Origin of the sequence: Kitasatospora sp. NPDC059973 (genome assembly GCF_042737525.1) — a bacterium.
In the GTDB taxonomy this organism is placed as follows: Bacteria; Actinomycetota; Actinomycetes; order Streptomycetales; family Streptomycetaceae; genus Kitasatospora.
On sequence record NZ_JBHWUI010000030.1, the window covers coordinates 42,387 to 65,179 of the forward strand.

A 22,793-nucleotide genomic window follows, 5' to 3' on the forward strand; every position below is an offset into this window, starting at 1 on the left:
CCGGCGGGGCGCGGGGGGTTGGGTGCGGGGGGGGGGGGGCGGGCCGGGGGGTGGGGGCGGCCCCGCGCCCGCCCCGCCCGGCCGGGGGGTATCGCGGTGCGGCCGGGGGTCCCCCGCATGCCGGTGGGGGATTCGGGGGTGGAGCGGGACCGGTCAGGGGTGTTGCGGTTCGCTTCGCCGGGCGAACCGGTGCGCCAGTCGTACCGCGAGGAACGTGACCGCGTACCCGGCTGCGAACAGGACCACGGGGCGCACGACGAAGGGAAGGGGGTCCGGGTAGACGTCCACGAGTGCGGGGCAGAGCAGCGGGGGGCCGGCCAGGACCGCCGTGGCCAGGGCCGCGGGCCCCACCGCGCGGGTGGTGCAGGCGATGGCGACGCCGACGACCAGCGGGGCGGTGAAGTCGAAGCCGGTGTGCGGGACTCGCGCTCCGAAGTAGCTCTCGGCCAGGATCAGGGTGGTGTCCGCGGCGGTGATCGCGATGGCCAGTGCCCACGGCATGAGCGTGCGCGGGCGTGACGTGCGGTCCGGCGGGGCGACCAGCAGGACGAGGGCGTTGAACGTGAGCAGGACGGTCGCGGAGTCGCTCAGCTCGGGCTCGTAGAGGGCCGCGAGCGGTGGAGTGGTCAGGACGGTGGCCAGGGCCAGGACCCTCGCCGTCGTCCAGCGTCCGGCCAGCACCGCGGCCGCCATCAGCGCCGCCGGGACGGACGCCATCGCCGTGACGGCGACCGTCCGGGCGCCGGAGGGCCCGAACCACTCGAACCCGTGGTCGATGGCCATCTGGATGGTGTACCAGAGGGCCCAGGCCGCGTAGGTGCCGGCCAGGACGCCGGCGAGCGGGGCCGCGGTGGCCAGCGCCCGGCCCATCGGCCGGTGGGAGGTCAGGCCGAGGCGGACCCGGGCGCCGTGTCCGGCCACGTCGGCGACCTCCCGCAGTCCGGCTAGCGGGCCCGCGGCGCGCACGTGGCGCTCGGCGTGGTCGGCGAGTTCGGCCAGCTCGTGGGCGCCGTAGGAGGCGGGGTAGAGGGCGAGGGCGCGCCGCAGGAGTCGGGCGTTGGGGGTGGTGCGGTCCACGGTCATGCCATGCCTCCGGCGAGTCGGGTGCGGGTGGTCGCCAGGCGCCGGTCGGCTTCGCGGAGGGCGGCCCGCAGCCGCTCGCTCTCGTCGGTGAGGGCCTGGACGCCGGCCGGGGTGAGGGCGAAGATCCGGCGGGGGCGTCCGTCGACGGTCTCCTCCCGTTCGATCCGGACCAGGCCTTCGGCCAGCAGCCGGTCGAGGGTGCCGTACAGGGTGCCGGCGCCGAGCCGTACCCGGCCGTCGGAGATCGCGGTGACTTCCTCGCCGAGGGCGTAGCCGTGCCGGGGCCGGTCGGCGAGGGCGGTCAGCAGGAGGAAGGTTGGCTCCTGCATGGAGCGTTTCTTCGTCATGCCGAGCACCATAGTACGGTCACCGTAGGGTCTGGCAAGAGTCACCTGATCGGCTGTCAACATCGTTGCCGAAGAGGCCCGGTGTTCTCGTGCCGGTGGCGCCGGGCCAAAGTCATGGTCGACGGGCGCGTGCCGTGAGGAGGAGGCCGCCCGGGCGCGGCCCGGCCCTGCCGGGCGAAGCGCGGCGAACCAGGTCGACCTCTGGTCGTCTTCGCGGGAGCACCCTGTGCGGGCGCGGGGAGCGGCAGGGCGTACGGGCGGGTGTCCGGTCCCGAGGGTCCTGGGTGGCTGGGCCCGGTGACGGTGCACGGCCTGTGTGGGGCAGACCGTGCACCGCCACCGCCGGTTGCCCCGAGAGTCCCGGGGCATGCCTGAGGCATGAGCAGCAACCCGAAGCGCCACCCCGCCGGGCCGCCCGGAGAGCCGGCTACGTGGCAGCGCTTCGTCGGTGGCCGCACGCCCCACTCGCCATTCAGGTTCATCGCACCGTACGAGTCGACGAACGCCCGGTAATCCGACGGCAGCTGGACCTGACCCCGAGCTCGTCCGGGGCCAGCTGCCACGGCACCCGCGCCGGGGTGTACGCCGACTCGCCCGTAATCGCCCGCAAGCGGTCCCACGCCCCGGTCCTCGCCCGACTCCTCTTCGGGCGTCAGCCCGTCAGAGACCTTTGACCCCCGATCAGTCCTTGCGGTTCGTCGGGGTGTTCCGGTTCCGGGGTCACTGGGGGGAGACCTTGTGGACGGTGGTGTCGTCGGGTTCGAGCCGCTGCCCGTCCGCCGACAGGACTTCCAGGGGGCGAAGGGGCCGGCCCTGTGAGCGGTCGACGAGTTGCGAGTGGGGTTCGCCGGGGGCGAAGAAGTTCTGCTCGCCCCACTGCCGCAGCGCCACGATAACGGGGAAGAGGGATCTGCCCTTCGAGGTCAGTACGTACTCGCGGTAGGCGCTGCCGTCCGAGGCGGGCACGGATTCGAGGACGCCGCCGGCTACCAGGGCGCGCAGACGGGTGGTGAGGATGTTCTTCGCCACGCCGAGGCTGCGCTGGAACTCCCCGAAGCGCCTGCTCCCGTCGAAGGCGTCCCGCACGATCAGCAGAGACCACCAGTCGCCGATGGCGTCCACCGATCGCGCGACGGGACAGTCGCTGTCGTCGAAACGTGTCCGTGCCACCATGCCGTCCTCCACTCAAGCTGGTTGCAAGATGGTACCAAAGAAGTTACGGTCCCCATTGGTAGCAACATAAAACCAATCGCTGGAGGGGCGCCGAAATGCCCGGTGACTGCGAGGTCGTGACACCAGAAGCCCCAGAGGCCGTGAAGACCGGAAGGGCTGCCGCAGCCCGGAGCGGAGGAGGACCCGCGCTCGCACTCTCCCGTGGCGTCGTCCTCCTGTTCGCCGTCGCCTGTGGAGCCGCGGTGGCCAACGTCTACTTCGCCCAGCCGCTCCTGGTGACCGTGGGCCACGACCTCGCGATGAGCCCGGCGCTCGTCGGCGGCGTCGTCACCCTCACGCATGTCGGGTACGGCCTTGGACTCTTCTTCCTCGTGCCGCTGGGCGACGTGATCGACCGCAGACGGCTCGTCGTAGCCCAGCAGCTCCTCCTGGTGGCGGCTCTGGTGGCGGTCGCCACCGCCCACACTTCGGCGCTCCTGCTCGCGGGCATGGCCGTCATGGGGCTCCTCGCGGTCGTCACCCAGACCTTGGTGGCCTTTGCGGCGTCGCTGGCTCCCCCTTCCCAGCGCGGACGCGTCGTCGGTCTGGTGACCAGCGGCGTGGTCCTCGGGATCCTGCTCTCCCGCTCCGTATCCGGTGTCCTGGCCGACCTCGCGGGCTGGCGCTCCGTCTACCTCGCCTCCGCGGCGCTTACCGCTCTGCTCGCCCTGGTTCTGCACCGGACGCTGCCGCGCCATCGCGCCCTCCCGCCGGCCCCACTGCGGTACGGACAGCTCCTGCGGTCCACGGTCACCCTGTTCGCGCGGGAACGGACCCTGCAGGTGCGGGCCCTGCTCGGGCTCCTGATCTTCGCGGCCTTCAGCACCCTTTGGAGCAGCATCGCACTGCCGCTCAGCGAGCCCCCGCTCGCCCTTTCCCACACCGCGATCGGAGTGTTCGGGCTGGTCGGAGCCGCAGGCGCACTGGCCGCGGCAGCGGCGGGCCGGCTGAACGACCGCGGGCTCTCCCGGCAGACCACCGGCATCGCCCTGGCACTGCTCGCCGTCTCGTGGCTGCCCCTGGCCTTCATCCGTACTTCGCTCTGGGCCCTGGTCGTCGGCGTGATCCTCCTCGACCTCGCCGTACAGGCGGTCCACGTCACCAATCAGACCCTGATCCACGCGCTGCACCCGGAGGCGGGCAGTCGACTGATCGGCGGGTACATGGTCTTCTACTCGATCGGCAGCGCCGCTGGCGCCCTCGCCGCGACCTCCCTCTACGCGCTGGCCGGCTGGGGCGCGGTGTGCACGCTGGGCGCCGTGATCAGCTGTCTCGCCCTTGTGCTCTGGGCGCTCACCCGGCAGGGCACCCCCGAGCCCACCGCCGACGCCACCGGCTGAGGTACTTCCCTGAGGTCCCCCGACCGTCGAGGTGAGGGGTAGGGCTGCACCGGGAGCGGCGCGCCCGGAGATCGGACCTGCGTCGAGATCGGCGCCGGCGCCTGGCGGGTCTCCTGGTCCCGGGGCATCGCGGCGTCCGTCGGCTCGGTCGGCGGCGCCTACGACAACGCCCTCGCGGAGAGCACGATCGGGCTGTTCAAGACCGAGCTGACCAAGCCCCGGCGCCCCTGGCGAACCCTCTCGCAGGTCGAGCTCGCCACGGCCGAGTGGGTCGACTGGTACGACCACCGCCGACTCCACGGCGAGATAGGCCGCGTCCCGCCCGTCGAGTACGTGCTGAGTGAGGGCGCGTCAGCCCGCGGACCGTTTCCCGGTGGAACCGGTGAGGTCGGCCACCACCAGCCCGGCCGCCCGTACCGGGTCCCCGTCGGCGCGGGAGAGAAGCGCGGCCACGTCGTAGCCCGCGTCGGCCGTCTCCCGGTGGGTCAGCCGCATCCCGTGCACCGACTCGTAGCGCGGTGAGCTGAGCGCGGCGCCGATGCCGGGGCGCAGCCGCTCCAGCTCCGTCACGACCGTCCACGCGTCGTCCTCCAGCCGGGCCCGCCGTACCGGGTCGCAGGCCGCGACGGCCCGGTCGGTCTCGGGTGAGGGGTCGCAGGCGGCCAGCGCCGGCAGGAGTTCGGGGACGCCCAGGATCTCCGCCGCGTGGAGGGTGAAGGAGTGGGACCAGTCGTCGGCTTCCAGCAGTCGCGCGATCAAGGGGACAGCGCGGGGGTCGTGCCGTCTGGCGAGCCCTCGGGCGCCCTCCTCCCGGACCTCGCCGCACTCGTCGGTGGCGCACGTCCACAGTGCGTCCCGGATGGCGGCCGTGTCCTGCTCCAGTTGGAACCCCAATGTGAAGGCCGCCCAGTTGCGGACCTCCGGGTCCTGGTCCCGGGTCAGCCGGATCAGCGCCCGGACATCGGGCCCGTCCGACAGTCCGCTGGTGACGGAGGTGAACTCCGAGGCGACCAGACGCCGCAGGTCGGCGTCCTCGTGCCTGGACAGCCCGACCAGCACGGGAACGGCACGCCGGTCCTGCGCCCGGCCCAGGGCGCAGACGAGGGACGACAGCACAGAGTTCTCCGTCTCCACCTCGGCCAGCGCCAGCAACGCGGTCGCCGCCTCGCCTCGCAGCGCCTCATGCGTGTCGGCCGCGCTTCCCACCAGATTGCAGCCCACCTTCCGCTCCAGGACGTCGGTCGAGCGCAGCAACCCCGACCCGCAGCGCAACGCCGTCTCCCCGTTCCCCTCCTGCGCCTCCTCCCAGACCAGCGCCCAGTAGGCGTGCTCGTCGTGGTCCGCCTCCGAGGCCTGCGCCACTCGCGCCGCGGTCATCAGCCGCCCTGCCGGTCCCACCGCGTTGTCCATGGGCGCATTCTCGCCCGACGGCCTGGTGCCGGTCACCGGATTTCATCCAGATGATCACAGGCCGGCCGGTGGGTGAGGAGATCACCCACCGTGTCATCGACCGGATCGGTCTGCGGCACACCTACTTCCCGGTCCCGGGGGACATCACCGTGCAGGAGGCGCACCCCGAGGGCTACGACCGGCTGACGCCGGGCGGTCCGCTCACCGACGTGACGCGCCAGGACATGTCCTGGGGTTGGGCCGCGGGGGTGCTGGTCTCCACGAACACCGATCTGAACGGACGAGGACCGAGGGCAGGAGGGTGAGGTTCACTCCCGGAGTGGGGGAGACTCTCGATCGAGGCCCACTCGGTGCCCGTCGCACGGGGAAGTGTCCCGAAGGACCTGGAGCTGACCGCACGGTGTGAGGCCGGATGGTCGGTCGTCCACCGGAGGCGGGCGCGACATGGTCACGGCCGATCAGCTGAGCGACCGAGGGCGACCGCCGACCCGGGCCGCCTCAGGTGCGCCCGTAGCGGACCGCCTGGTCGGCGAACTCCCGGGCCATCTCCTCGGTCACGGTCGGCCGGGTGCGCCGGATGGCGTCCAGGTAGTCCTCGGTGCCGGGTTCGGTGCGTTCCCCCGTGTCGAGGGTGCGCTCGAAGACGGCCTGGGCGACCGCCATGGCGACCTGCCGGATGTCGGCGGGGGTGAAGCCGCTGCTGGCGCCGGCCAGCACAGCCGTGTCGGCCGCCGTGCCCGTCCTGGCGGTGTAGCCGGCCCAGAGGGCGTTGCGGGCCTCGTGGTCCGGCGGTCCCACCGGCAGGACGTAGTCGAACCGGCCGTGGCGCAGGAACGCCGGGTCCAGGGCGGCCACCGAGTTGGTGGCGCAGACGAGCAGCCGGCCCTCCCGGTCGCGGAACCGCACGATCGACTTGAGGAGCTCGTTGACCACGCCTACCCACGCGGGATCGGCGAGGCTGCGGGTGCCGGCGACCTCCTCGACCTCGTCGATGAAGACCAGCACGTGGTCCAGCTGCGCCATCTCCTCGAAGCGGCGGCCGAGCCCCGTGGCGAGCCCGTCCTCCGAGGCGAGTCGCGAGGGGAAGAACTCTACGAACGGCCAGCCGAGCCGACCGGCCACGGCCTTGGCGAAGGTGCTCTTGCCCGTGCCCGGCGGGCCGAACAGCACGACCGCGCGCGGCGGTTCCACCCCGTGGGCGTCCGCGAGTTCGGGATTGGCCAGCGGCAGCACCAGTCGCCGTTCGATGAGCTGCTTCTCGTCGGCCATCCCCGTGAGCTGCCCCCAGAGGCGGGCCTCGGGCACCACCGCGCCCAGCGAGGCCAGCACCGTCGTGCCTTGGCCACTCACCGCCCGCGGTTTCTCGAAGTAGGTGAGCCCCCGGTGAGGGCGGAACCCGGAGTTGCCCAGCGCGGCGGCGCCGGTCTCCTCCTCGGGCAGCAGGGCCGCGACGACTCGCGCCCCGGCATCCTGCAGTCGGTGCTCCAGCGCGGACAGCAGCGCCGTCCCCAGCCCGAGGTTCCGCCAGGCGGGGTGCAGCGCGATCCGCAGCACCCAGGCCCGGTCCCCGTCCACCCGGCCCACCGCCGCGCCCACCAGACGTCCGTCGGCCACCGCGACGACGCTCGGATTCTGCGCCTGCAGCGCGGCGACGAGCTCGGAGAGCCGGAAGACGGCGGGTCGGTCCGTGGTGGCGCTCTCACCGTCGAGCCGCACCACCGCTTCGAGATCGTCGGGAGTGAACTCCCGAACGTGCCACACCGCCATACCGAGCCTCGAACGTCACGCTTCCGGGCTTCCATCATCGTCCGTCCACCGCCCACCCGCTCGCCCGGAGGGCGGAGCCGCGGGTGCGATGCGTCGGCCGAGAGGCGCCGGTGCCCCCGGCCGCCTCGGTCGTTCCAGGCCGTTCAGACGGCGGTCGACGCGGCCGGGGCGTGGGTCCCGGCAGTCCCGCCCGCCGCCACCACGGCCGCCGGCGCGCGTCCGCTGGTCACGGAGGCCATCACCTTCCCCCCGGGCTGAAGCTGGCGGTCCCGCCTCCGGCGCCTCTCAACCCGTCCATCTCCCTCGGCGCGAGCGGCGCACTCGCCGCCTGCGTGTCGCTCGACCTGCACCACACCTCGGGAACGATCACGTTCACCGGCAGCGGGCCGCTCACCTGCCTGGGCGGCAACCCACCGGAAGCGCGGACGGGTCACGTGGTCTGATCCCGGCACCACCCCCTCCGACTTCACCTTCACCGGCAAGGGCGGTATGCCCCGACGGCGTGACCGCCCTGCCCCTGTCCGGCAGTGTGACGGCCGGCCGTCAGGCGCCCGGCGCACAGATCGGCGCCTGGCGCACCACCGAGCCCCACTCCGTCCGTCACCACCGTTCCACGCCCGATTCACTCGGCACTCGGCTCGTGTTAGCGTCCGATGATCCTGATCCGAGCTGCGCCCAGGCCCGTCGGCCGGAGCGCAACTCCATGGGGCGATCGGCGAGGGGGCACCACCATGGCAGCACCGGAGACGAATCGGCGGACGGCGGAGCAGCGGAACGGGTGGGCTGCCGGGCGGACGACCACCGCACCACCCCGAGCAGGACGTTCGGCGAGGGTCCTGGTCACCGATCTGGACGGCACGCTGCTCGGCGGCGACCGGGCCGACCGCCGCCGGCTGCACGACGCCCTGGCCCGGCACCCGGAGGTGACCGTGGTCTTCGCGACCGGCCGGGGGCTCTCCTCGGTACGCGAGGTGCTGCGGGAGCCGCTGGTGCCCAGACCGCGCTGGATCATCGCCGATGTCGGGGCGAGCGTCATCGACGGCACCGACCAGAGCCCGGTCGCGGACCTGCAGCACCGACTGCGCAGCGGCTGGCCCGGGGCCGACCGCGTGAGGGCCGCGATGCAGCGCTTTCCGGCGCTGGTCTACCAGCACGGCGTGGCTCAGGACGGCCGCTGCTCATTCCACCTGCGCCCGGACCAGCTGACCCCGGAACTGACCGAGACCGTCCGGGCACTGGGCTGCGGCTGGCTCTACTCGGCGGACCGCTACTTCGACGTGCTCCCGCCCGGTGCGAGCAAGGGCGGCGCGCTGGCGGCGCTGGCCGCCCAGCAGAACTGGCCGATGAGTTCCGTCCTGGTCGCCGGTGACTCCCTCAACGACCTGTCGCTGTACGGGCTCGGCGCGCACGGTGTGATCGTCGGCAATGCCGAACCCGCCCTGCGCGCCGCCGTCCCCGACGACCGAGCCGTCCACCGGCCCGACCGGCCCGGCGCCGCCGGCATCCTGGCTGCCCTGCAGGAGCTCGGCTGGGTGGAGCGGGACTATCCACTCGTGGTCGGCTACCACCGCCCGCCCGTCCGCCTGACGCCCGGCGGCTGGCGCCCGCCGGCGAGCCCGAACGGCATCCTGCCCACCCTGCGCAGCCTGTTCACCGCCAACCCGCAGGCCATCTGGGCCACCGCCGCCGTTCTCGGACCGCACGCCCGTCCCGGCCGCCTGGACGGGCACGACACCGGTCTGCCGCTCTCCTTCGTCCCGCTGACTCCCGCCGAGTGGGCCGCCTACTTCCACCGTGCGTGCAAGGAGACGCTCTGGCCGGTGCTGATGTCGCAGCCCCAGCGGCTGCGCTTCGACCCGGAGACCTGGACCGGCTACCGCGAGGTGAACGCCCGCTTCGCCGACCACATCGCCGCCCACGCAGCACCGGGCGCCACCGTGTGGCTGCACGACTACAACCTGTGGCTCGTTCCCGGGCTGCTCCGCCCGGTCCGCCCCGACCTGCGGATCGGCCTGTTCCACCACACCCCGTTTCCCGCGCCCGAGGTCTTCGCGGTCCTGCCCACCGCCGCCGAGATCCGCGACTCGCTGAGTCACCTGGACTGGGCCGGCTTCCACACCGAGACCTTCGCCGAACACTTCCGCCGGACCCTCGTCGGAAGCCGGGGCGCGGCCCGCGTCGACGTTCCGCGGATCGGTGTCCACCCGCTCGGCATCGACCGCGAGGCCATCGCCTCGGCGGCCCGGGCCAGCGTCCGTACCCGTTCCCCGGCCCGCACGGAGGCCCCTACCGACCCTCCCCGGGCCGGCTCGGCCGACGGGCCGCTCGTGCTCTCCGTCGAACGGCTCGACTACGCCAAGGCCCCCGTGCAGAAGGTCGATGCCGTCGCGGCCCTGCTCGCCCGGCGTCCCGAGCTGCGGGGACGACTGCGGTTCCGGCTGGTCTGCCCGCCTCCCGAGCCCGGCATCACCTCGTACGATGTGACCCGGCAAGTGCTGGAGCGCCGGATTGCTGAGGTCAACCAGACCTGGACGACGGGGAGTTGGAAGCCCGTCGAGTATCTTCCGCGCAGCCTGCCCTTCACCGAGGTGATCGACCACTACCTCGACGCCGACGTGCTCTGGGTGACCTCCCTGCAGGACGGGATGAACCTGACCGCGAAGGAGTTCATCGCGGCCCAGCGGGTCGTCGGCCGCTCCGGGGTGCTGGTGCTCTCCCGCCACGCGGGAGCTGCCGCCCAACTCGGTGCCGCGGCGCTGCTCACCGACCCCCACTCGCCCGGGGACCTGGCGGACACCCTGCACCGGGCGCTGACCCTCGGGTCCGACGAGCGCCGTCGGCGATTGGAACGCCTCGCCGACCTGCTCGGCGACGACCATCCCGCCGTCTGGGCCGCCGAGATCACCGCCGCCATCCGCGGCGACGACTCCCCTGATGCCTCCCGTGATGCCTCCCGGGAGGGCTCCGACGCGATGTCGGTCGCCGAGCGGTGACGGTGCGCGGAGCCCGCCGTCGGCTCTCGTGCGCCGGAACCGGCGGCGCAGGCTGGGGGAGGGGCCCCACCGGCGCGACGTCGCCACCTCCCACCCGCATGCGTGTGCGGTGTTCAGGACCTGCGACGGGCCGCCCCCGGGTAGGACACCCTTCGTTCCGTGCCGTCACGCCGACACGGCCACCTGCCTCGTCCGCCGCCCAGCGGATTGTCGGGGGGGGGGAATCACCATGCCGCCGCGAGTTCTTGACCGACGGGCAGGACGCCGGAGACCTCTCCTCATGGCGACGGATCGCGGTTCGGAGTGTCCCGTGTCGCCCGGCCGGCCGTCGCCCCCGGCGGGCGGTACTACGCGAAGGACGGCCGCCGGCCGAAGGGGCGGCGCCGCGGGCGGGTGGCGGTCGTGGCGTCGTCACGCTTCGCCATCCCGGCCAGCCGGTCCGCCTGGTGGCCGGTCAGCCGGGGCGGCGGGCCCGAGCCGTTGTCGGCGCGGCTGTGGAGTGGGATCAGGGCGGTGACGAGTGTCAAATAGTCGCTCATTCCAAGGTTCCTTTCGGTCTTCATCCTCTGACCTCAAGGGTGACGTATCGTCATGACGACAGTTTTGCAGGCGTGTCTCGTGTGGGTGGCCGTGAGGTGGACGTCAGGCCCTGGACGTTACCGGGGGCCGCGCGAGTGTTACGGCATGCGTGATGGGGGAGGCTGGAACGTCGACGAACCAGGCAGGCGGCACGGCGTGCGGATCCCCACGACCGTGACCCGGCGGGACGACCCGCGGGCCTTGGTCGGGCCGGCCGGTGAGTGGAACGCGACGACGCGGCCGCCGACGAGCAGTTCCGACATGCAGCCCTGCTCCACCAACCTCGCCGGCGGGCTGCGGCCACCTTCCCCGCCCGTAGCCGGACACCACCCCTGCCCCGTCCGGCGCCGTATCGCCGACGTCACCGCCGGCCCGGTGGCACCGTCGGTGCTTTCGGGTCAGTGGCCTGCGGCTTGATGCGGGGCATGTGACATGAGCGGCCCCATATCCAGCCGACAGGCGTGGGCGCCACGGTCTGGCGACAGCGCCCCGCCAAAGCCACAGAGCCGGCCCGGGCGCTGGGGCGCGGTGGCGCGGTTCGTGGTCGTGGAGCAAAAAGGCCGCCCCCGCATTTCTGCGGAAACGGCCCACGCCCTGCATGGAAGCTGAGCTGATCAGCAGGATTTGTACCTGCACCCCCGACGCCCAAGCGATCCCGCTATCCCTCGACCGAAGGGCCGGGTCGGGATTTCGCGATCACGAGCCGCAGAATCAGGGCTCCTGCTTCTCTGATCTGCATCTGCACCTCCTCGTGATCGTCCTGCCGGTAAGTCCTCCGGCGCTGTCCAGGTTACTCCGGGAAGGCGCGAATTGGGGCAATTCAGCTGCACCGGCGGTGGACCGCAACGCGGGCCGCAGCCGCAGCCGATGCTCACAGGATCGATCTGGTCCGGGTGTCGCGGGGTAGCCGGGGCGAGGCTCAGACGACAGGACGCCGGTGTGGCGCTCGCGCGGCCGCGTCGGACAAGGCAGGTGCGCCGGCCATGAAGGGGGTCGCCGGCGGGATGGAGGTGCCCGTGGCGGAATCGGCACATGAGAACCGCAGGGCCGCGGTGGACCGGTCGGAGGGCTTCGGCGGGCGGCTGCCGGGCCAGCTGTTCGACCGGGTTCACGAGATGGCGCCCTAGCTCGTCGCCCCGCTGGTGGAGGAGGAGGTGCGTGCCTGCTCTGAGATCGCGCCCCGGGAAGTGCCCCCGCCATCGGCGCGCACCCTGCGCGGACCGTGGCAGCAGCGGACCCCAATGCTTGAACAGGCCTGGCCGGTGATCAGCCTGCGGGGGCGCGGCGGGTGCCGGTCGCGAATGTCTTACGTCCGCCGCCCACGACTGCCGGGCCAACGTCGGCCTATGGCTCGGCGTCCAGGCCGTCGTCGTTCCACCCTGCTCGGATGCGACGACGCGGCAGGAGGCCTTGCGATCATGCGAGGTTCGGACGATACGAGGAGTAGCCTGGGCATCACCGAAGGTACTTCGCATGTCGGCACTTGACACCGGCGTCGTCTCCGGCGAACGGCTATGCCGGATCCGGGCCCCGCTCGGGTTCGGAGACAGGCCCATTGATCATGACTGCGATCCTCGACCGTGCGCCGACCACCTCTGAATCCGCCCTGCGGCTCTCCCTGGCGCCCGGCGGGCGGGCGGGTCGGCTGGACGGGGCCTGGTGGCCTCGGTCTCGTGACCTTCTTCTCGAACTCCCCGACCTGGCCGCGGCTCTCGACAAGCAGTGGGGCCGGGTCACCCGGATCACCGTGAACCCCGCACAGTGGCCGGTCATCCCCCGGCGGATCCCGGTCGCGGGCCACACCGTCCACGCGGGCTGGTTCACCCTGGAACAGGACGAGCACGTGGTCACGGTCTGCTCGTACGCCCCCCGTCGCCTGAACCTGCTGGTCGTCCCGCCGCAGACAGATGCCGTCGATGCCGCCCGACTGATGGCCGAGGCGGCCGACCCCGCGAACACCAGGACCGCGAGCGCCCTGCTCGCCGCCGGGACGGTCGGCGGTGCGGCACCGCCGAAGGCCCGTTCCGACTTCCTGCCGTCGGCCGTAGCACCCGCCGACGGCGCGGGTGCGGCCGGCGAGCGAGCGGATCTCGCCCGGAGCCGGGCCGCCTCCTGGCCGGTTCCCGCGTAGTCGAGCGGCCCCTGCGCTGCCAGGATCACCGTCCGGGCCGGCGAAGCCGACCGGAACGATCGGCGAGGCCGTCCCCATAGGACAGGCCCTGGGCGGTGACGCCGACCACCCCGAGCACGATCGCCATGATGACCAGGAACAGCGAGAGTGCCAGTGCCGGTTGGGCCTCCCTCTGAATCTGGCCGAGGCCACCGGCGGACCGGCGGTGGGCCGGGAACCGTCCCCCGCGCCTCGGCGAGGGCGCCGGCGGCGGGCCTGATGCCCCGCACTCTCGGGGTGGCCCGGTCCCCTGGGGTGTCGGTCGCCGGTCTGGTTCGTGGCGGAGTCCACCGGTCGCGGTTGATGGACGTTCCCCGGCTTCTTGTGGCGGGACGTGGCCATCGGCATCAGCGGGCCGGCCCTGGCCTTGCCGAGGCGGGTAGGGGACTGGCCTGCCCGCGCAGCCGACCGGCGGCTGCGGCAGCCTGACTGTTCGTCCCGGTGGGCTTCGGCGCTTCCGTGGTCGTCATCTCGGCATCTCGGCGCGGGAGCAGCGCCGTTGAGGACGAGGTTGGTGATCTGCCGGCTGGCTGGCTTGTTCCGTGTTGAGCCGGTTGGTGTCGCCCGATGCCATGCGGGCGAGCACGGGGAGACGAGGACGTCGGCGAGAAGGTCGAGGTCGATGACGGGACGGATCATGGGTGACCGGGCCCAGAGCAGGCCACCCGGCCCGCTGCGCCTGCACCCATCGGCCGAGCGGCTCACCCTGTCCAGGGGCAAGGTGGTCCAGTCGGCCAAGCCGTCGGAGGCCAGCCACCACAGCCGGGCACTGGCATAGGCACGCTGCCGGGCGGCCGGCCCGATGTACCGGGTCCGGCGGGGAGTTCGCCGTACTCCGGGGTGTCCGCGCTTGTACGGTGTGGGTGCGGTCGCCGTGTGGTCGATCCGCCCAAGCGCCTGTGGGACCCGACCGAGGCAACCGTGGAACGGCCCGTTCCCCAGCCTGACTGGATGCCTCCCAAACCCGAAGTCAGCTCGCGGCGCGGCACCGTCGTGCGTGCCACCGTCCGGACGCGGGTGCGAGTCCGTGGAAAGATCCCCCGCCTCCACTGCCACATGACGGCGGGTCGACGACGTGAGAAAGACATGGACCACTCAACGAGCGCGGAACAGCCGGCCGAGCCGGTGCCGCCCGACTTCCCGGCCTTCGCGGTGTCGCGGGGCCGACACCTGTTGCGCACCGCCTTCCTGCTCACCGGCGGCGACGCCCACCTGGCCGAGGACCTCCTTCAGGAGGCACTCGGGCGCATCTTCGTGAAGTGGCGCCGGATATCCCGCCTGGACAACCCGAGCGGGTACGCCCAGACCGTGCTGGTGAATACCTTCCTGTCGTACCGGCGGCGGCGCAGCAGCTCGGAGCGGGTGACCGACACCCTCCCGGACATCGCGGTGGACGGCCCGGACCCGACGCTGCGGCTGACCCTGTTGCGCGCCCTCGGCGAACTCCCGGCGCAGGACCGGGCGGTGCTCGTGCTGCGGTTCTGGGAGGACCGCAGTGTCGAGGAGACCGCCGCGGCGCTACGGCTGAGCAGCACGGCGGTGCGCTCGCGCAGCAGCCGGGCGCTGGCCCGGATGCGCGCCACGCTCGGCGACACAGGTGGCCGCACCACAACGGATCCCACTGGCAGGAAGGCGGTGCTCGGTCGTGTCCTTTGAGGATGAATTCGCCCAGGCCCTGCGCGGCGCCGTGGCGCTCGCGCCCGAACCGGGGCTGCACACCCTAGCGGCCGCCGCGCAACGTCGCGGCCGGCGCCGGCGCAACCAGCGGCGGGCCCTGGCGGTCAGCGGGCTGGCAGCCGTGCTCGTGGTCGCCGTGAGCCTCACCGCCGTCGTCGGTGGCGGCTCGCACGCGGCCCGCCCGGCCACCGAGCCGGTGCGGCCGATGACCGCCGAGGAGTCGGTCGGACTGTTCACCTCGCTGCTGCCACCGGGGAAGTCCCGCGTGCTGTTCGCCGCGACGCCGGCCGAGGCGGGCCCGAACGGCGACCGGTACCAGACCGGGGGCACGGTGCTGTTCGACGACGGCAAGGGGGAGAGCATGATCTCCTACACCGTCAGCCGCACCGAACTCACCCCGGAGGCGGGCGCCGTCTGCATGGACGGCTTCAGTGAACCCCAGGAGGCCTGTGAGCGCGCCGTCGACGCCGACGGCTCCGCGCTGGTGGTCGACAAGCTCAAGGACCGGAACTCCGACAGCCACCGCGAGTGGCGCGCCACCTGGGCGGCGCCGGACGGCCGACGGGTGACGATCATCGAGCACAACGGGCAGCCGGCCACCCCCAACCGGGAGAACCCGCCGCTCGACGCCGAGCAGCTGCGCGCCCTGGTGACCGCTCCGGCCTGGGCGCGGCTCTTCGACGCCCTGCCGGCGCGGGACATCGCGCCCAAGCCACCGACGCCCGAGCCCGGTCCGAAGGCGGAGGATCTTCTGGCGGCGCTCGTCCCGCTGCTCCCGCCGGGTGCCGTGCCCTCCGGGCAGGACGGCCGGAACGGGCCGCACCTCACGGTGACGTACGAGGGGCGCACCAGCATGCTCTCGGTCAGTGTCACCGAGCCGGGCGAGCGGGGCGTCAAGGACAAGGAGTACGCCGAGGCGGAGGGATCGGCGGGCCCGCTGGCGGTCCGGGAGCGCCGGCCGGACGGCAGCACCGTCGTCACCAACATGTTCGGCAACGGCAAGACGGCGGTCGACCCGGTCCTGCACTGGGCGGCGGCGGTCCACTACGCCGACGGCCGGGCCATCGAGATCAACGAGTGGAACGGGGAGAACGGCTACACCTTCCGCCCGGGAAACCCGGCACTCGGCGTCGACCAGCTCAAGGCGATCGTCACCGCCCCGGTCTGGCTCCGCTGACCCGGGGGCCTCCCACCGCCGCACGGGGAGCAGCGGTGCGAGGCCCCATCCGGCACCGCCCCACCGGCCCCGGCCGCCACCCTCCCGACCCGCGAAGCCCCCGGGCCCGAGGCCGCGCTGGCCGCAACCGCCCGTACCCGACGCATCTGGCTAGGGTCGTTCGAAGTACTGCAGGACGCCGCCGACCGAGAAGCACACCGCGCCGGCGAAGGTTCCCCAGTTCGCGATGTCGGCGTTGAGCGGACTGCCGGTTTCCGGGCGGGTGAAGGCGGCCAGCGCCGACGCCATGAAGAGCACGGACCCGACCTGGTCGACCACCACGATCCACCAGCCGAGGTTGCGCGCGTGCAGGCACGGGGGGCCGTGACAGGCCTCGACCAGGGCGAGATGTCCGGAGATCAGGAACAGCGCGCACCCACCATGTCGGGGGACCAGACCAACCGGTTGACCTGCTGGGCCGAAAGCCCTTGAAGGAACGAGTCCAGCAGGTTCACGCCGAAAACGAGGGTGCCCACGAACAGGACGAAGGTGCTCAGCCAGTCGATCCGCGTGGGCTCGTAGCTCCACCACCGCCAGCCACCCGTCGCCAGCGAGTCCGTTTCACCCGAGCGGCGCGGGGCGTTGACCGCCTGGAGCAGCGAGGCGTAACCGCCGGTGTTGAAGAACAGGCCTCCCGCGAAGTAGATCGAAGCGGCCGCGGTCGCGCCGGCCGAGCCGATCTCGGTGACGGCTGTCCCCAGGGCGAAGAGGGCACCGCCGAGCGTGAACGCGACGGCCGCGACGGTGTTGAGGATGCGCAGCCGATGAAGTGCCGTGTCGTCCGCGGTGCGCGGCGGACCCTCCGTCCCTTCCTCGGCGCGGATCCTGAGCGTCCCGCGCTTGCGTGCCAGGCGCGACTCCCAGACGGCCGAGCCTCCCTCGGCCGGCCGCCAGGTGAGCCGGGTGGTGAACGGTCCGGCGCCTTCGGCGCGCTCGTCGGGGTGATCCACGGGCCGAGCCTAGTCCCACGTGCTGCCCCAGCCCGGGACCGAAGGCATGTCATCGTCGGGTAGACGCGGGAGGCGGCGTGGTCAGGCCACCGGTCGTAGTCGCGAGCGAGGCGCCGGTGGAGCACAAGGATGGCGGTGGCGGTCGGACCGCCCCCACCGTCGACGCGACCTCTCCGGGTCACCGAGCTGCGCCTGCGCCTCGGAACCGGTCTCGCGCTGACCCTCAGCTGATGGTCCGCCAGGTGTCGGGGAGGGGCTGGAGACAGACCTCGCGGTGTGCTCGGGGTTGTCCCCGCTGAACGCTTCCCGGTCCGGCCGGCGGCGCTCTGCTCGACCGGCAGCAGTCGGCGCCCACCGGGCTGAGGGGGCACGGAAGCGTCGACGGCGGACTCGGAGAAGCGCAGGGAGAGCCTGCGGCGGCCCGTCATGATCGCCAGTCTCGCAGACGCGGCCGCGGAGGTCGGACTGCGATCACCGGTGGTGCTCTGGCCTGGCTGGAGGTCAATGCTGAGGGCCCGGCGGCGGCCCGGGACCTCGCGGAGAGTTCATGTGATCAGGCCTGGCGGGCCTGGCGTCCGGTGTCGCCACCTGGTGCGGCGCAGAGGGAGGGCGTTGTCCTTGCCGCCGGCCCTGGGATGAGACGGGGTAGTACACGGTTTCGTCGAACGGGCGCCGCGGCCTCGGGGCGAGGTGTCAGAAGAACGTCCGGAAAGCATCACCCACCAGCGTTCTGAGTCCTGGCAACCTGATATCCCCGCCAAACGCAGAGGAGCAGCTGCTCGAGAGGGCTGCATCGCCGTTTCGGTGCCTCGGGGCCAAGGATGGATTCACGGAGGAACTATGAGGTCAAGGGCCGGACGCCGTGCTGCGGTACTCGCAACAACCGCAGCACTGACCGTCGGCGTGCTCGCCACGACAGCGGGAAGTGCTTCAGCCGACGACTATGTTCCGATCAACGTCGGGCATTGGGTTGGCCTCTACGACGCTCCCAACACTCAGTCCAAGGACCCCGACGGGTGGGCCGACGTTCCTCCGGGTGGTGCGATCATCGCCCAGTGCTGGACTGTCGGCGAGAGCGTCGGGAACTACGGCAACACGTGGTACCGCACGAACCGGATCTACTGGAACGACGGGCATGGATGGACCAACATATCGCCCTCCGTCTATGTCTTCGCCGGGTATGCGGACGGCAACGCGCGCTCGGTGAACCGGGATCCCAACATTCCCCGGTGCTGACGGCACCCGCCGTTCGGCCGGCCTCTGGGACGGCCTGTCGCCGGGGGCAGTGCCCTCCTTCCACACCAGTCGGCACAGGTCGTACCGGTACTGCTTGGTCTCCATGGCGACGCGGCCCCTTCGGTGGCGAAGTAGTACTGGTACCACCAGGTGTGCTCGGTCTTCGTCGGCAGCGGGTTCTGCTGCGAAGGGATGTCGACGATGAGGTAACCGCTCGCCGCCACCAGGGCCTTGACCCGTTCGGGCCACAGCGTCGAGATGGTGCCGGCGGCGCGAGAGCCCCAGTCGAATCCGGCCAGCACGGCCTTGTGGATCTTCAGGGCGCCCATCAGGGCGATGACGTCGAGGGTGATCGCGGACTGCTGCCCGGTGCGGACGGTCGTGGGAGACAGGAAGTGCGTGGTGCCGTGGCCTCGCAGGTACGGCACGATCACCCTCTGGATGTGGTAGGGCCGGCCGTGCAGGCAGATGACCACGGGTTCGTGCTTCGGCCCGGCCTCGGCGTAGCCGATGTCGAGCACGCCGGCCTGGACCCGCTTCAGCTCGGTGCACGTGGTGTGCGTGCCCGGGGTGATAGTCGGGATGACCGGGGCCGGGCGGCCGGGCCGATCGGAACCGGCGGCGAAGGCAGCGGGCGCGGTTGATGCCGCGCAGATCGACACGACCGTGGCCCCACGCCGAGACCGACTCTGGTCCTGAAGCAAACCCCGTCATCCTCATCCACGGTGCGTGGTTCCACAGATTCTCCTGGGAGGGCAGGGCTGGGCCGAACGGTTCACCCCGCACGGTCGCGCGGTGCGCGTCCCGAGCTGGCCCGGTGGGGCCCCCACCGTCGAGCAGGTCCGCCGCGATCCCGGCCCGCTGCGCGACCTCGGGCTCACCGCGCTCACCGCCCACTACGAGACGATCGCCGCGCTCGTCCCGGGCGGCAGCGCGCCCGACACGGCGGGCGGGGTCGGCACCGTGACCGACTGGCGACCGAGGTGGAGTTCCTGCTGCCGGGCGGCCGGCGCAAGGTACGCCCGACCGGTGAAGCTCCGGTGCCGCCAATCAGTAGGATTGCTGCGGCCGACCTCCGCGCGGCCGGGTCGAGGACCGCAGCGAGCCGTCAGGAACGGTCTCCAGCGCGCGAGTCGGGTATCTGGAACGGGTGTGGACATGGCTGGTCCGGTGGGTGCCGTCGTGCTCTTGTCGAGCGAGGAGTTCATCGCGGGTGTCGAGGAGGTCGCCTCGCGTTTCGACGCGGCGACCTACCCGCAGCGGGAACTCCCCGCCGATGACTGGGCCGTTCTGACAGCTGCGGGTGTGCTGCTGCCAGTGCTGCCGGCCGAGTACGGGGGCCGTGACAGCCACGTGGAGATGTGTCGCGTCGTCGAGGTCCTGGCCGAGCAGAACCTGGCCGTCGCCGTCTACACGGCGATCGTCACCGGGCTGGCGCTGCGGCCGGTGGTGCGCTGGGCGGGGGAGGAGGCCAGGCGCGAGATCCTGCCCCGGTTCGCCGGTGTACGGGCACCCGCGGCGGGTTTCGCCTCCACCGAGCCGGGGTGCGGCTCGGCGATGTCGGGCCTGACCACCGTGTTCGAGGAGGTCCAGGGCGGCTACCGGATCCGCGGCCGGAAGCACTGGCAGGCGCTGAGCGCCACCGCGTCGTGGTGGGTGGTCGTCGCCAAGCGGGAGGGTGACGGCGGTCGCGAGTACGCCTGCTTCCTCATGGAGCGCGGCGACGGGTTCCGTACCGCGCAGCGCTACGAGGCGCTGGGCCTGAAGGTGATCGACTACGGGATCAACGACATCGACGCCTTCGTCCCCGCACACCGGCGCCTCGACGCCGGGGCGGGGAACCTGAGCTCGATGGTGGACATCTACCTCGCGGGGCGCGCACTGATCGGGGCGCTGGCCTTCGGCTTCCTGAACCGCATCGCCCGCGAGGCACGCGCCTACGCCGACGCCCGCGTCATCGGGAGGGCCCCGCTTTCTGCGATCGGCTTCGTCCGCCACCGGCTCGGAGCGATCGACAGCGCCCGCACGGTCTGCGCGGCGCTCAACCACTACGTCCGGACGGCGCTGGACCTCAGGACCGACCTCACCCCGGCTTTCCCCGCCATCCAGGCCGTCAAGACCGTGGCCACCGAGTTGATGGTCAGCTGCGCGAACCACTACCAGCAACTTGCCGGCGGTGAGGGCTACCGGTCCGACTCACCGACGAACATCGCCGCCCAGGCGTTCTTGGACTCCCGGGTCTTCACCGTCTTCGACGGCACCAACGACCTGCTGAGCCAGCAGCTCGCCCAGTACTGCGTGGACAGCTCGGACGGCCTCGTCCTCAGTGCCTTCCTGGCCGTCTGGGCACCGACCGCGCCCGCCGTCTCGGCGCACGGCTACGACCTGAGGTTCCTCGACCGCGAACTCCGCCAGGAGCACTCGGTCCTGGCCGGGCGGGTGATCGCCTACGTCTTCGCCGCGGCCCGCGTCCTGGAATGGGCGGCCGAGACGGGTGCCGACGCCAACCGCGCCCGCACGGCAGCCGAGTTCCTCACGGCCGACATCGACCGCGTCCGCGTGGAGTTCGACCTCCTGGACCGCCTCACGGCCAACGGCTGAACCGCGGCCCACCCGGCCCCCCGCACGGACGGCAGCGGAGGCCGCGTCTGCGGATGCCTCGTCCGGTCCTTGTCCGGTCCTCGTCCGGTCCTTGCCTCGACGGACGCCCTCCCCCCAGCGGGGGAGGGCGTCCGGGCGTTCCCCGGGTACCCGGGCGGTGGCAGTGGCCGCAGCCCGCACCCCGGTCAATCGACCTGGGTGGGGGCCTGCCCGCTGTCGCTGCCGCGCCGGGCCGACGGTCGGGGCGGGGATCGGACCGCTGTCCGGCCGCGGTCAGCCGAGGCCGCGGGCGTCCTGCTTCAGCGCGGTGTCCACCGTCAACGCGGTCGCCACCACGAGGCTGAGCAGCGGGTCGGCGAGCGGGCGGTGGATCTGGAGAACGTAGTTGTCGGCCGTGGTGAACATCGTCTTCGCCAGGCCTTCCCAGGTCTTGGTGATCCGGGCGATCTCGGTGTCCGTCTCGTCGACGATGGAGAAGTTCCAGGCCCGCCAGTTCTCGGCCTTGACGGCGCCGACCTTCTGCCCGCCGACCTCCATCGCGAAGTTGATCTTCCCGATGGCATTCTGCTGGACGATCTGGCCGACCTCCTGACCGTCCGGACGCTGCACGACCACCCGCGACTTGATGAGCTTCGCCGGGCGGGTCAGCAGTAGCACCGGGCTGCCCTGCGCGTCACGGATCTCCAGCTTGTGGGTCAGGTACTGGTCGAGGGAGGAGAGCAGCCGGACGACCTTGCGCAGGGCGCTCTGGCCGACCTGAACCACCGACCCCAGGGCGGCCCCATGCTGGTCGAAGACCGCGTACTCGTTGGTCAGCTCGATCAGCTTGGCCTTCTGGTTCACCACCAGGACCGGCTCGGAGAAGAGGGTGCCGCCGCCACCGGAGACCGGCCCGACGCCAGCCTGCCGCTGCACCTGGCGCTGCACCTTGGCGGAGTCGTCGACCGGAGCGGCCGACTGCCCGGGGAAGCCGGGGGTGTTCGTGTTCTGGGACATGGCGGGCAGGCTAGGCTCAACCCTCGCCCGGTAGCCAGGTCGTTTCGGCTCGACCCGGTCCGCCGCGGACTGCTGATCGGGCCCGCGACCTGCAAATTCGGCCGCCGCGAGCGCAGTTGGCCGACCTTCCGACAGTACTGATGTGGCCGATGTCACACCCGGGGAGCGCGCTGCGCGGCGCCTCGCCGCCCATGGCCGCTGGACCTGGACCTGGACCTGGACCTGGCACGGCACCAGCTCTTCGGCCGTGCCTGCCGACCGACGGGGCGACAGCTCGCCGACCTCGAAGCGCGCTCCGAGCACCCGGCAAGCCCGACGAGTGCGATCCGAGCTGCTCCATCGGCCGGTCACCTGGAGCGGCACCCCGATCCCTGTCGTGGCTTTCGGGTCGCCCCACGAGCCCGAGCGGTCGGCCGCGGCGCACAGTCGGGGGTCGGAGGTGCCCCGGCCACCGGCCTACTGCAACGGTGCTTGCCGTGACGAGGCTTCAGCTCTTGGGCTGTGGCCTCGTCTCTTGTAGTGGCCGGTCCGGGCCTGGTGTCGGCGTCGGCGGCGCCATCGGGACCAGTGCAGGACGTGATCGATGCTGCGGCGGACAGGCCGGGTGAGATGCGTGATCAGCCGGCGGATCTCGGGGACGGCGAGGGGTATCAGGTCTGGCGTTCGAGTAGGTTCGGCCCCTTTCGAGCTGCTGGGCCCGCATGCGCGGGATGCAGCCGGCCAGGCCCGGGAGCGGGTGCTCCGAAGCACCGAGCAGGCCCGGGAACGGGTCAGCCACGGGGTGGCCGACGCACGGGAACGGGTCAGCCACACCGCCGAGCACGCCCGGGAACTCGTCGGCCACGGCGCGGACCAGGCCCGGCACGCCCTGGAGGAGGGGCTCGGCGGGGCCACCGACAGCCTGCGCGCCGGGGCGGTGCGGGCGAAGGCGGGTTTCGCGGGTTTCGCCGACACGGCCGGGTCGGCGGTCGCGCGCGACGGGGAGGGCCCGGCCCGGGACGTGGTGCTCCAGCGCGCCCGGTACGCCGGGCCGGTACTGGCCGCCGCCGGTGCCGCCATGCTCGTCGCCGCCGCTGTCGTGGCGCTCTCCCGCCGCCGGGCCTGACGCGCCCCTGAAGGACCGCCCGGCACCGGCCGCCCGGGTTGCGCGGCGCGGTCGCGCTCGCTCCGGGCGGCCCCCGGGGGCCCGCCCGGCCGCCCTGCGGCTCTCACCCGC

Annotated in this window: 18 protein-coding genes and 2 pseudogenes; 11 read left to right on the forward strand and 9 right to left on the reverse strand. The window is 72.4% G+C overall.

Features of this window, described 5'->3' with window-relative positions:
• Positions 1–153: 153 nt before the first annotated feature.
• The 3 genes from ACFWA9_RS11380 to ACFWA9_RS11390 form a co-directional block, all read right to left on the reverse strand.
• Positions 154–1,083: a hypothetical protein gene (locus tag ACFWA9_RS11380; RefSeq protein WP_380385730.1), complete on the reverse strand. Its 930-nt coding sequence runs from the start codon at positions 1,081–1,083 to the stop codon at positions 154–156.
• Positions 1,080–1,430 (reverse strand): PadR family transcriptional regulator, encoded by a 351-nt coding sequence (locus ACFWA9_RS11385; protein ID WP_380385733.1) that lies wholly within the window; start codon positions 1,428–1,430, stop codon positions 1,080–1,082. The genes ACFWA9_RS11380 and ACFWA9_RS11385 overlap by 4 nt, the downstream gene beginning before the upstream one ends.
• Positions 1,431–2,150: 720 nt before the next feature.
• The gene (locus ACFWA9_RS11390) at positions 2,151–2,603 is read right to left on the reverse strand and encodes a helix-turn-helix domain-containing protein (protein WP_352292857.1); all 453 of its coding nucleotides are present in this window, start codon (positions 2,601–2,603) and stop codon (positions 2,151–2,153) included.
• Between the two features lie 95 nt (positions 2,604–2,698).
• Here ACFWA9_RS11390 and ACFWA9_RS11395 point away from each other — a divergent pair, with 95 nt between their 5' ends.
• Positions 2,699–3,982, forward strand: coding sequence for an MFS transporter (locus ACFWA9_RS11395; protein WP_380385736.1), 1,284 nt, complete (start codon positions 2,699–2,701; stop codon positions 3,980–3,982).
• Between the two features lie 123 nt (positions 3,983–4,105).
• Positions 4,106–4,312 (forward strand): annotated as a pseudogene (locus ACFWA9_RS11400) (integrase core domain-containing protein); the annotation flags it as partial.
• Positions 4,313–4,333: 21 nt separating this feature from the next.
• On the opposite strand, the gene ACFWA9_RS11405 reads toward ACFWA9_RS11400, so the two are convergent.
• Entirely contained in the window at positions 4,334–5,392 is a 1,059-nt protein-coding gene (locus ACFWA9_RS11405) for a HEAT repeat domain-containing protein (RefSeq protein ID WP_380385739.1), read from the reverse strand.
• Positions 5,393–5,442: 50 nt separating this feature from the next.
• On the opposite strand from ACFWA9_RS11405, the gene ACFWA9_RS11410 reads away from it, so the two are divergent.
• On the forward strand, positions 5,443–5,697 hold the full coding sequence (locus ACFWA9_RS11410) for a hypothetical protein (protein WP_380385742.1): 255 nt from the start codon (positions 5,443–5,445) through the stop codon (positions 5,695–5,697).
• Positions 5,698–5,890: 193 nt separating this feature from the next.
• Here the strand turns inward: ACFWA9_RS11410 and ACFWA9_RS11415 are convergent, their stop codons facing one another.
• Positions 5,891–7,159, reverse strand: a complete 1,269-nt coding sequence (locus ACFWA9_RS11415) for an ATP-binding protein (RefSeq protein ID WP_380385745.1) — start codon at positions 7,157–7,159, stop codon at positions 5,891–5,893.
• Between the two features lie 731 nt (positions 7,160–7,890).
• Between ACFWA9_RS11415 and ACFWA9_RS11420 the strand changes: the two genes are divergently transcribed.
• Positions 7,891–10,152, forward strand: coding sequence for an HAD-IIB family hydrolase (locus ACFWA9_RS11420; protein WP_380385748.1), 2,262 nt, complete (start codon positions 7,891–7,893; stop codon positions 10,150–10,152).
• Positions 10,153–10,499: 347 nt separating this feature from the next.
• Here ACFWA9_RS11420 and ACFWA9_RS11425 read toward each other — a convergent pair whose 3' ends face one another.
• Positions 10,500–10,691, reverse strand: a complete 192-nt coding sequence (locus ACFWA9_RS11425; protein WP_352292845.1) for a hypothetical protein — start codon at positions 10,689–10,691, stop codon at positions 10,500–10,502.
• 1,023 nt (positions 10,692–11,714) lie between these two features.
• On the opposite strand from ACFWA9_RS11425, the gene ACFWA9_RS11430 reads away from it, so the two are divergent.
• The 5 genes from ACFWA9_RS11430 (at position 11,715) to ACFWA9_RS11450 (ending at position 15,755) form a co-directional block, all read left to right on the forward strand.
• Positions 11,715–11,858: a hypothetical protein gene (locus tag ACFWA9_RS11430; protein WP_380385751.1), complete on the forward strand. Its 144-nt coding sequence runs from the start codon at positions 11,715–11,717 to the stop codon at positions 11,856–11,858.
• A gap of 434 nt (positions 11,859–12,292) precedes the next feature.
• Entirely contained in the window at positions 12,293–12,862 is a 570-nt protein-coding gene (locus tag ACFWA9_RS11435; RefSeq protein WP_380385754.1) for a DUF5994 family protein, read from the forward strand.
• A 661-nt stretch (positions 12,863–13,523) separates the two neighbouring features.
• Positions 13,524–13,679 (forward strand): hypothetical protein, encoded by a 156-nt coding sequence (locus tag ACFWA9_RS11440; RefSeq protein ID WP_380385757.1) that lies wholly within the window; start codon positions 13,524–13,526, stop codon positions 13,677–13,679.
• A 308-nt stretch (positions 13,680–13,987) separates the two neighbouring features.
• Entirely contained in the window at positions 13,988–14,557 is a 570-nt protein-coding gene (locus ACFWA9_RS11445) for a SigE family RNA polymerase sigma factor (protein WP_380385760.1), read from the forward strand.
• Positions 14,547–15,755, forward strand: a complete 1,209-nt coding sequence (locus tag ACFWA9_RS11450) for a hypothetical protein (protein WP_380385763.1) — start codon at positions 14,547–14,549, stop codon at positions 15,753–15,755. The genes ACFWA9_RS11445 and ACFWA9_RS11450 overlap by 11 nt, the downstream gene beginning before the upstream one ends.
• 150 nt (positions 15,756–15,905) lie before the next feature.
• Here the strand turns inward: ACFWA9_RS11450 and ACFWA9_RS11455 are convergent.
• Both ACFWA9_RS11455 and ACFWA9_RS11460 read right to left on the reverse strand, forming a co-directional pair.
• Positions 15,906–16,744 (reverse strand): annotated as a pseudogene (locus ACFWA9_RS11455) (hypothetical protein).
• Between the two features lie 1,163 nt (positions 16,745–17,907).
• Positions 17,908–18,642: an alpha/beta fold hydrolase gene (locus ACFWA9_RS11460; RefSeq protein WP_380385766.1), complete on the reverse strand. Its 735-nt coding sequence runs from the start codon at positions 18,640–18,642 to the stop codon at positions 17,908–17,910.
• Between the two features lie 520 nt (positions 18,643–19,162).
• Between ACFWA9_RS11460 and ACFWA9_RS11465 the strand changes: the two genes are divergently transcribed.
• Positions 19,163–20,581: an acyl-CoA dehydrogenase family protein gene (locus tag ACFWA9_RS11465; RefSeq protein WP_380385769.1), complete on the forward strand. Its 1,419-nt coding sequence runs from the start codon at positions 19,163–19,165 to the stop codon at positions 20,579–20,581.
• A 273-nt stretch (positions 20,582–20,854) separates the two neighbouring features.
• Here ACFWA9_RS11465 and ACFWA9_RS11470 read toward each other — a convergent pair whose 3' ends face one another.
• Positions 20,855–21,712: an LURP-one-related/scramblase family protein gene (locus tag ACFWA9_RS11470; protein ID WP_380385778.1), complete on the reverse strand. Its 858-nt coding sequence runs from the start codon at positions 21,710–21,712 to the stop codon at positions 20,855–20,857.
• A 601-nt stretch (positions 21,713–22,313) separates the two neighbouring features.
• Here ACFWA9_RS11470 and ACFWA9_RS11475 point away from each other — a divergent pair.
• On the forward strand, positions 22,314–22,682 hold the full coding sequence (locus tag ACFWA9_RS11475; RefSeq protein WP_380385772.1) for a hypothetical protein: 369 nt from the start codon (positions 22,314–22,316) through the stop codon (positions 22,680–22,682).
• Positions 22,683–22,793 lie beyond the last annotated feature (111 nt).

Excerpts from the sequence above, each read along its gene's own strand:
- ACFWA9_RS11380 (WP_380385730.1), bottom strand. The coding sequence starts at position 1,083 with ATGACCGTGGACCGCACCACCCCCAACGCCCGACTCCTGCGGCGCGCC.
- ACFWA9_RS11385 (WP_380385733.1), bottom strand. The coding sequence starts at position 1,430 with ATGACGAAGAAACGCTCCATGCAGGAGCCAACCTTCCTCCTGCTGACC.
- ACFWA9_RS11390 (WP_352292857.1), bottom strand. The coding sequence starts at position 2,603 with ATGGTGGCACGGACACGTTTCGACGACAGCGACTGTCCCGTCGCGCGA.
- ACFWA9_RS11395 (WP_380385736.1), top strand. The coding sequence starts at position 2,699 with ATGCCCGGTGACTGCGAGGTCGTGACACCAGAAGCCCCAGAGGCCGTG.
- ACFWA9_RS11405 (WP_380385739.1), bottom strand. The coding sequence starts at position 5,392 with ATGGACAACGCGGTGGGACCGGCAGGGCGGCTGATGACCGCGGCGCGA.
- ACFWA9_RS11410 (WP_380385742.1), top strand. The coding sequence starts at position 5,443 with ATGATCACAGGCCGGCCGGTGGGTGAGGAGATCACCCACCGTGTCATC.
- ACFWA9_RS11415 (WP_380385745.1), bottom strand. The coding sequence starts at position 7,159 with ATGGCGGTGTGGCACGTTCGGGAGTTCACTCCCGACGATCTCGAAGCG.
- ACFWA9_RS11420 (WP_380385748.1), top strand. The coding sequence starts at position 7,891 with ATGGCAGCACCGGAGACGAATCGGCGGACGGCGGAGCAGCGGAACGGG.
- ACFWA9_RS11425 (WP_352292845.1), bottom strand. The coding sequence starts at position 10,691 with ATGAGCGACTATTTGACACTCGTCACCGCCCTGATCCCACTCCACAGC.
- ACFWA9_RS11430 (WP_380385751.1), top strand. The coding sequence starts at position 11,715 with ATGAAGGGGGTCGCCGGCGGGATGGAGGTGCCCGTGGCGGAATCGGCA.
- ACFWA9_RS11435 (WP_380385754.1), top strand. The coding sequence starts at position 12,293 with ATGACTGCGATCCTCGACCGTGCGCCGACCACCTCTGAATCCGCCCTG.
- ACFWA9_RS11440 (WP_380385757.1), top strand. The coding sequence starts at position 13,524 with ATGACGGGACGGATCATGGGTGACCGGGCCCAGAGCAGGCCACCCGGC.
- ACFWA9_RS11445 (WP_380385760.1), top strand. The coding sequence starts at position 13,988 with ATGGACCACTCAACGAGCGCGGAACAGCCGGCCGAGCCGGTGCCGCCC.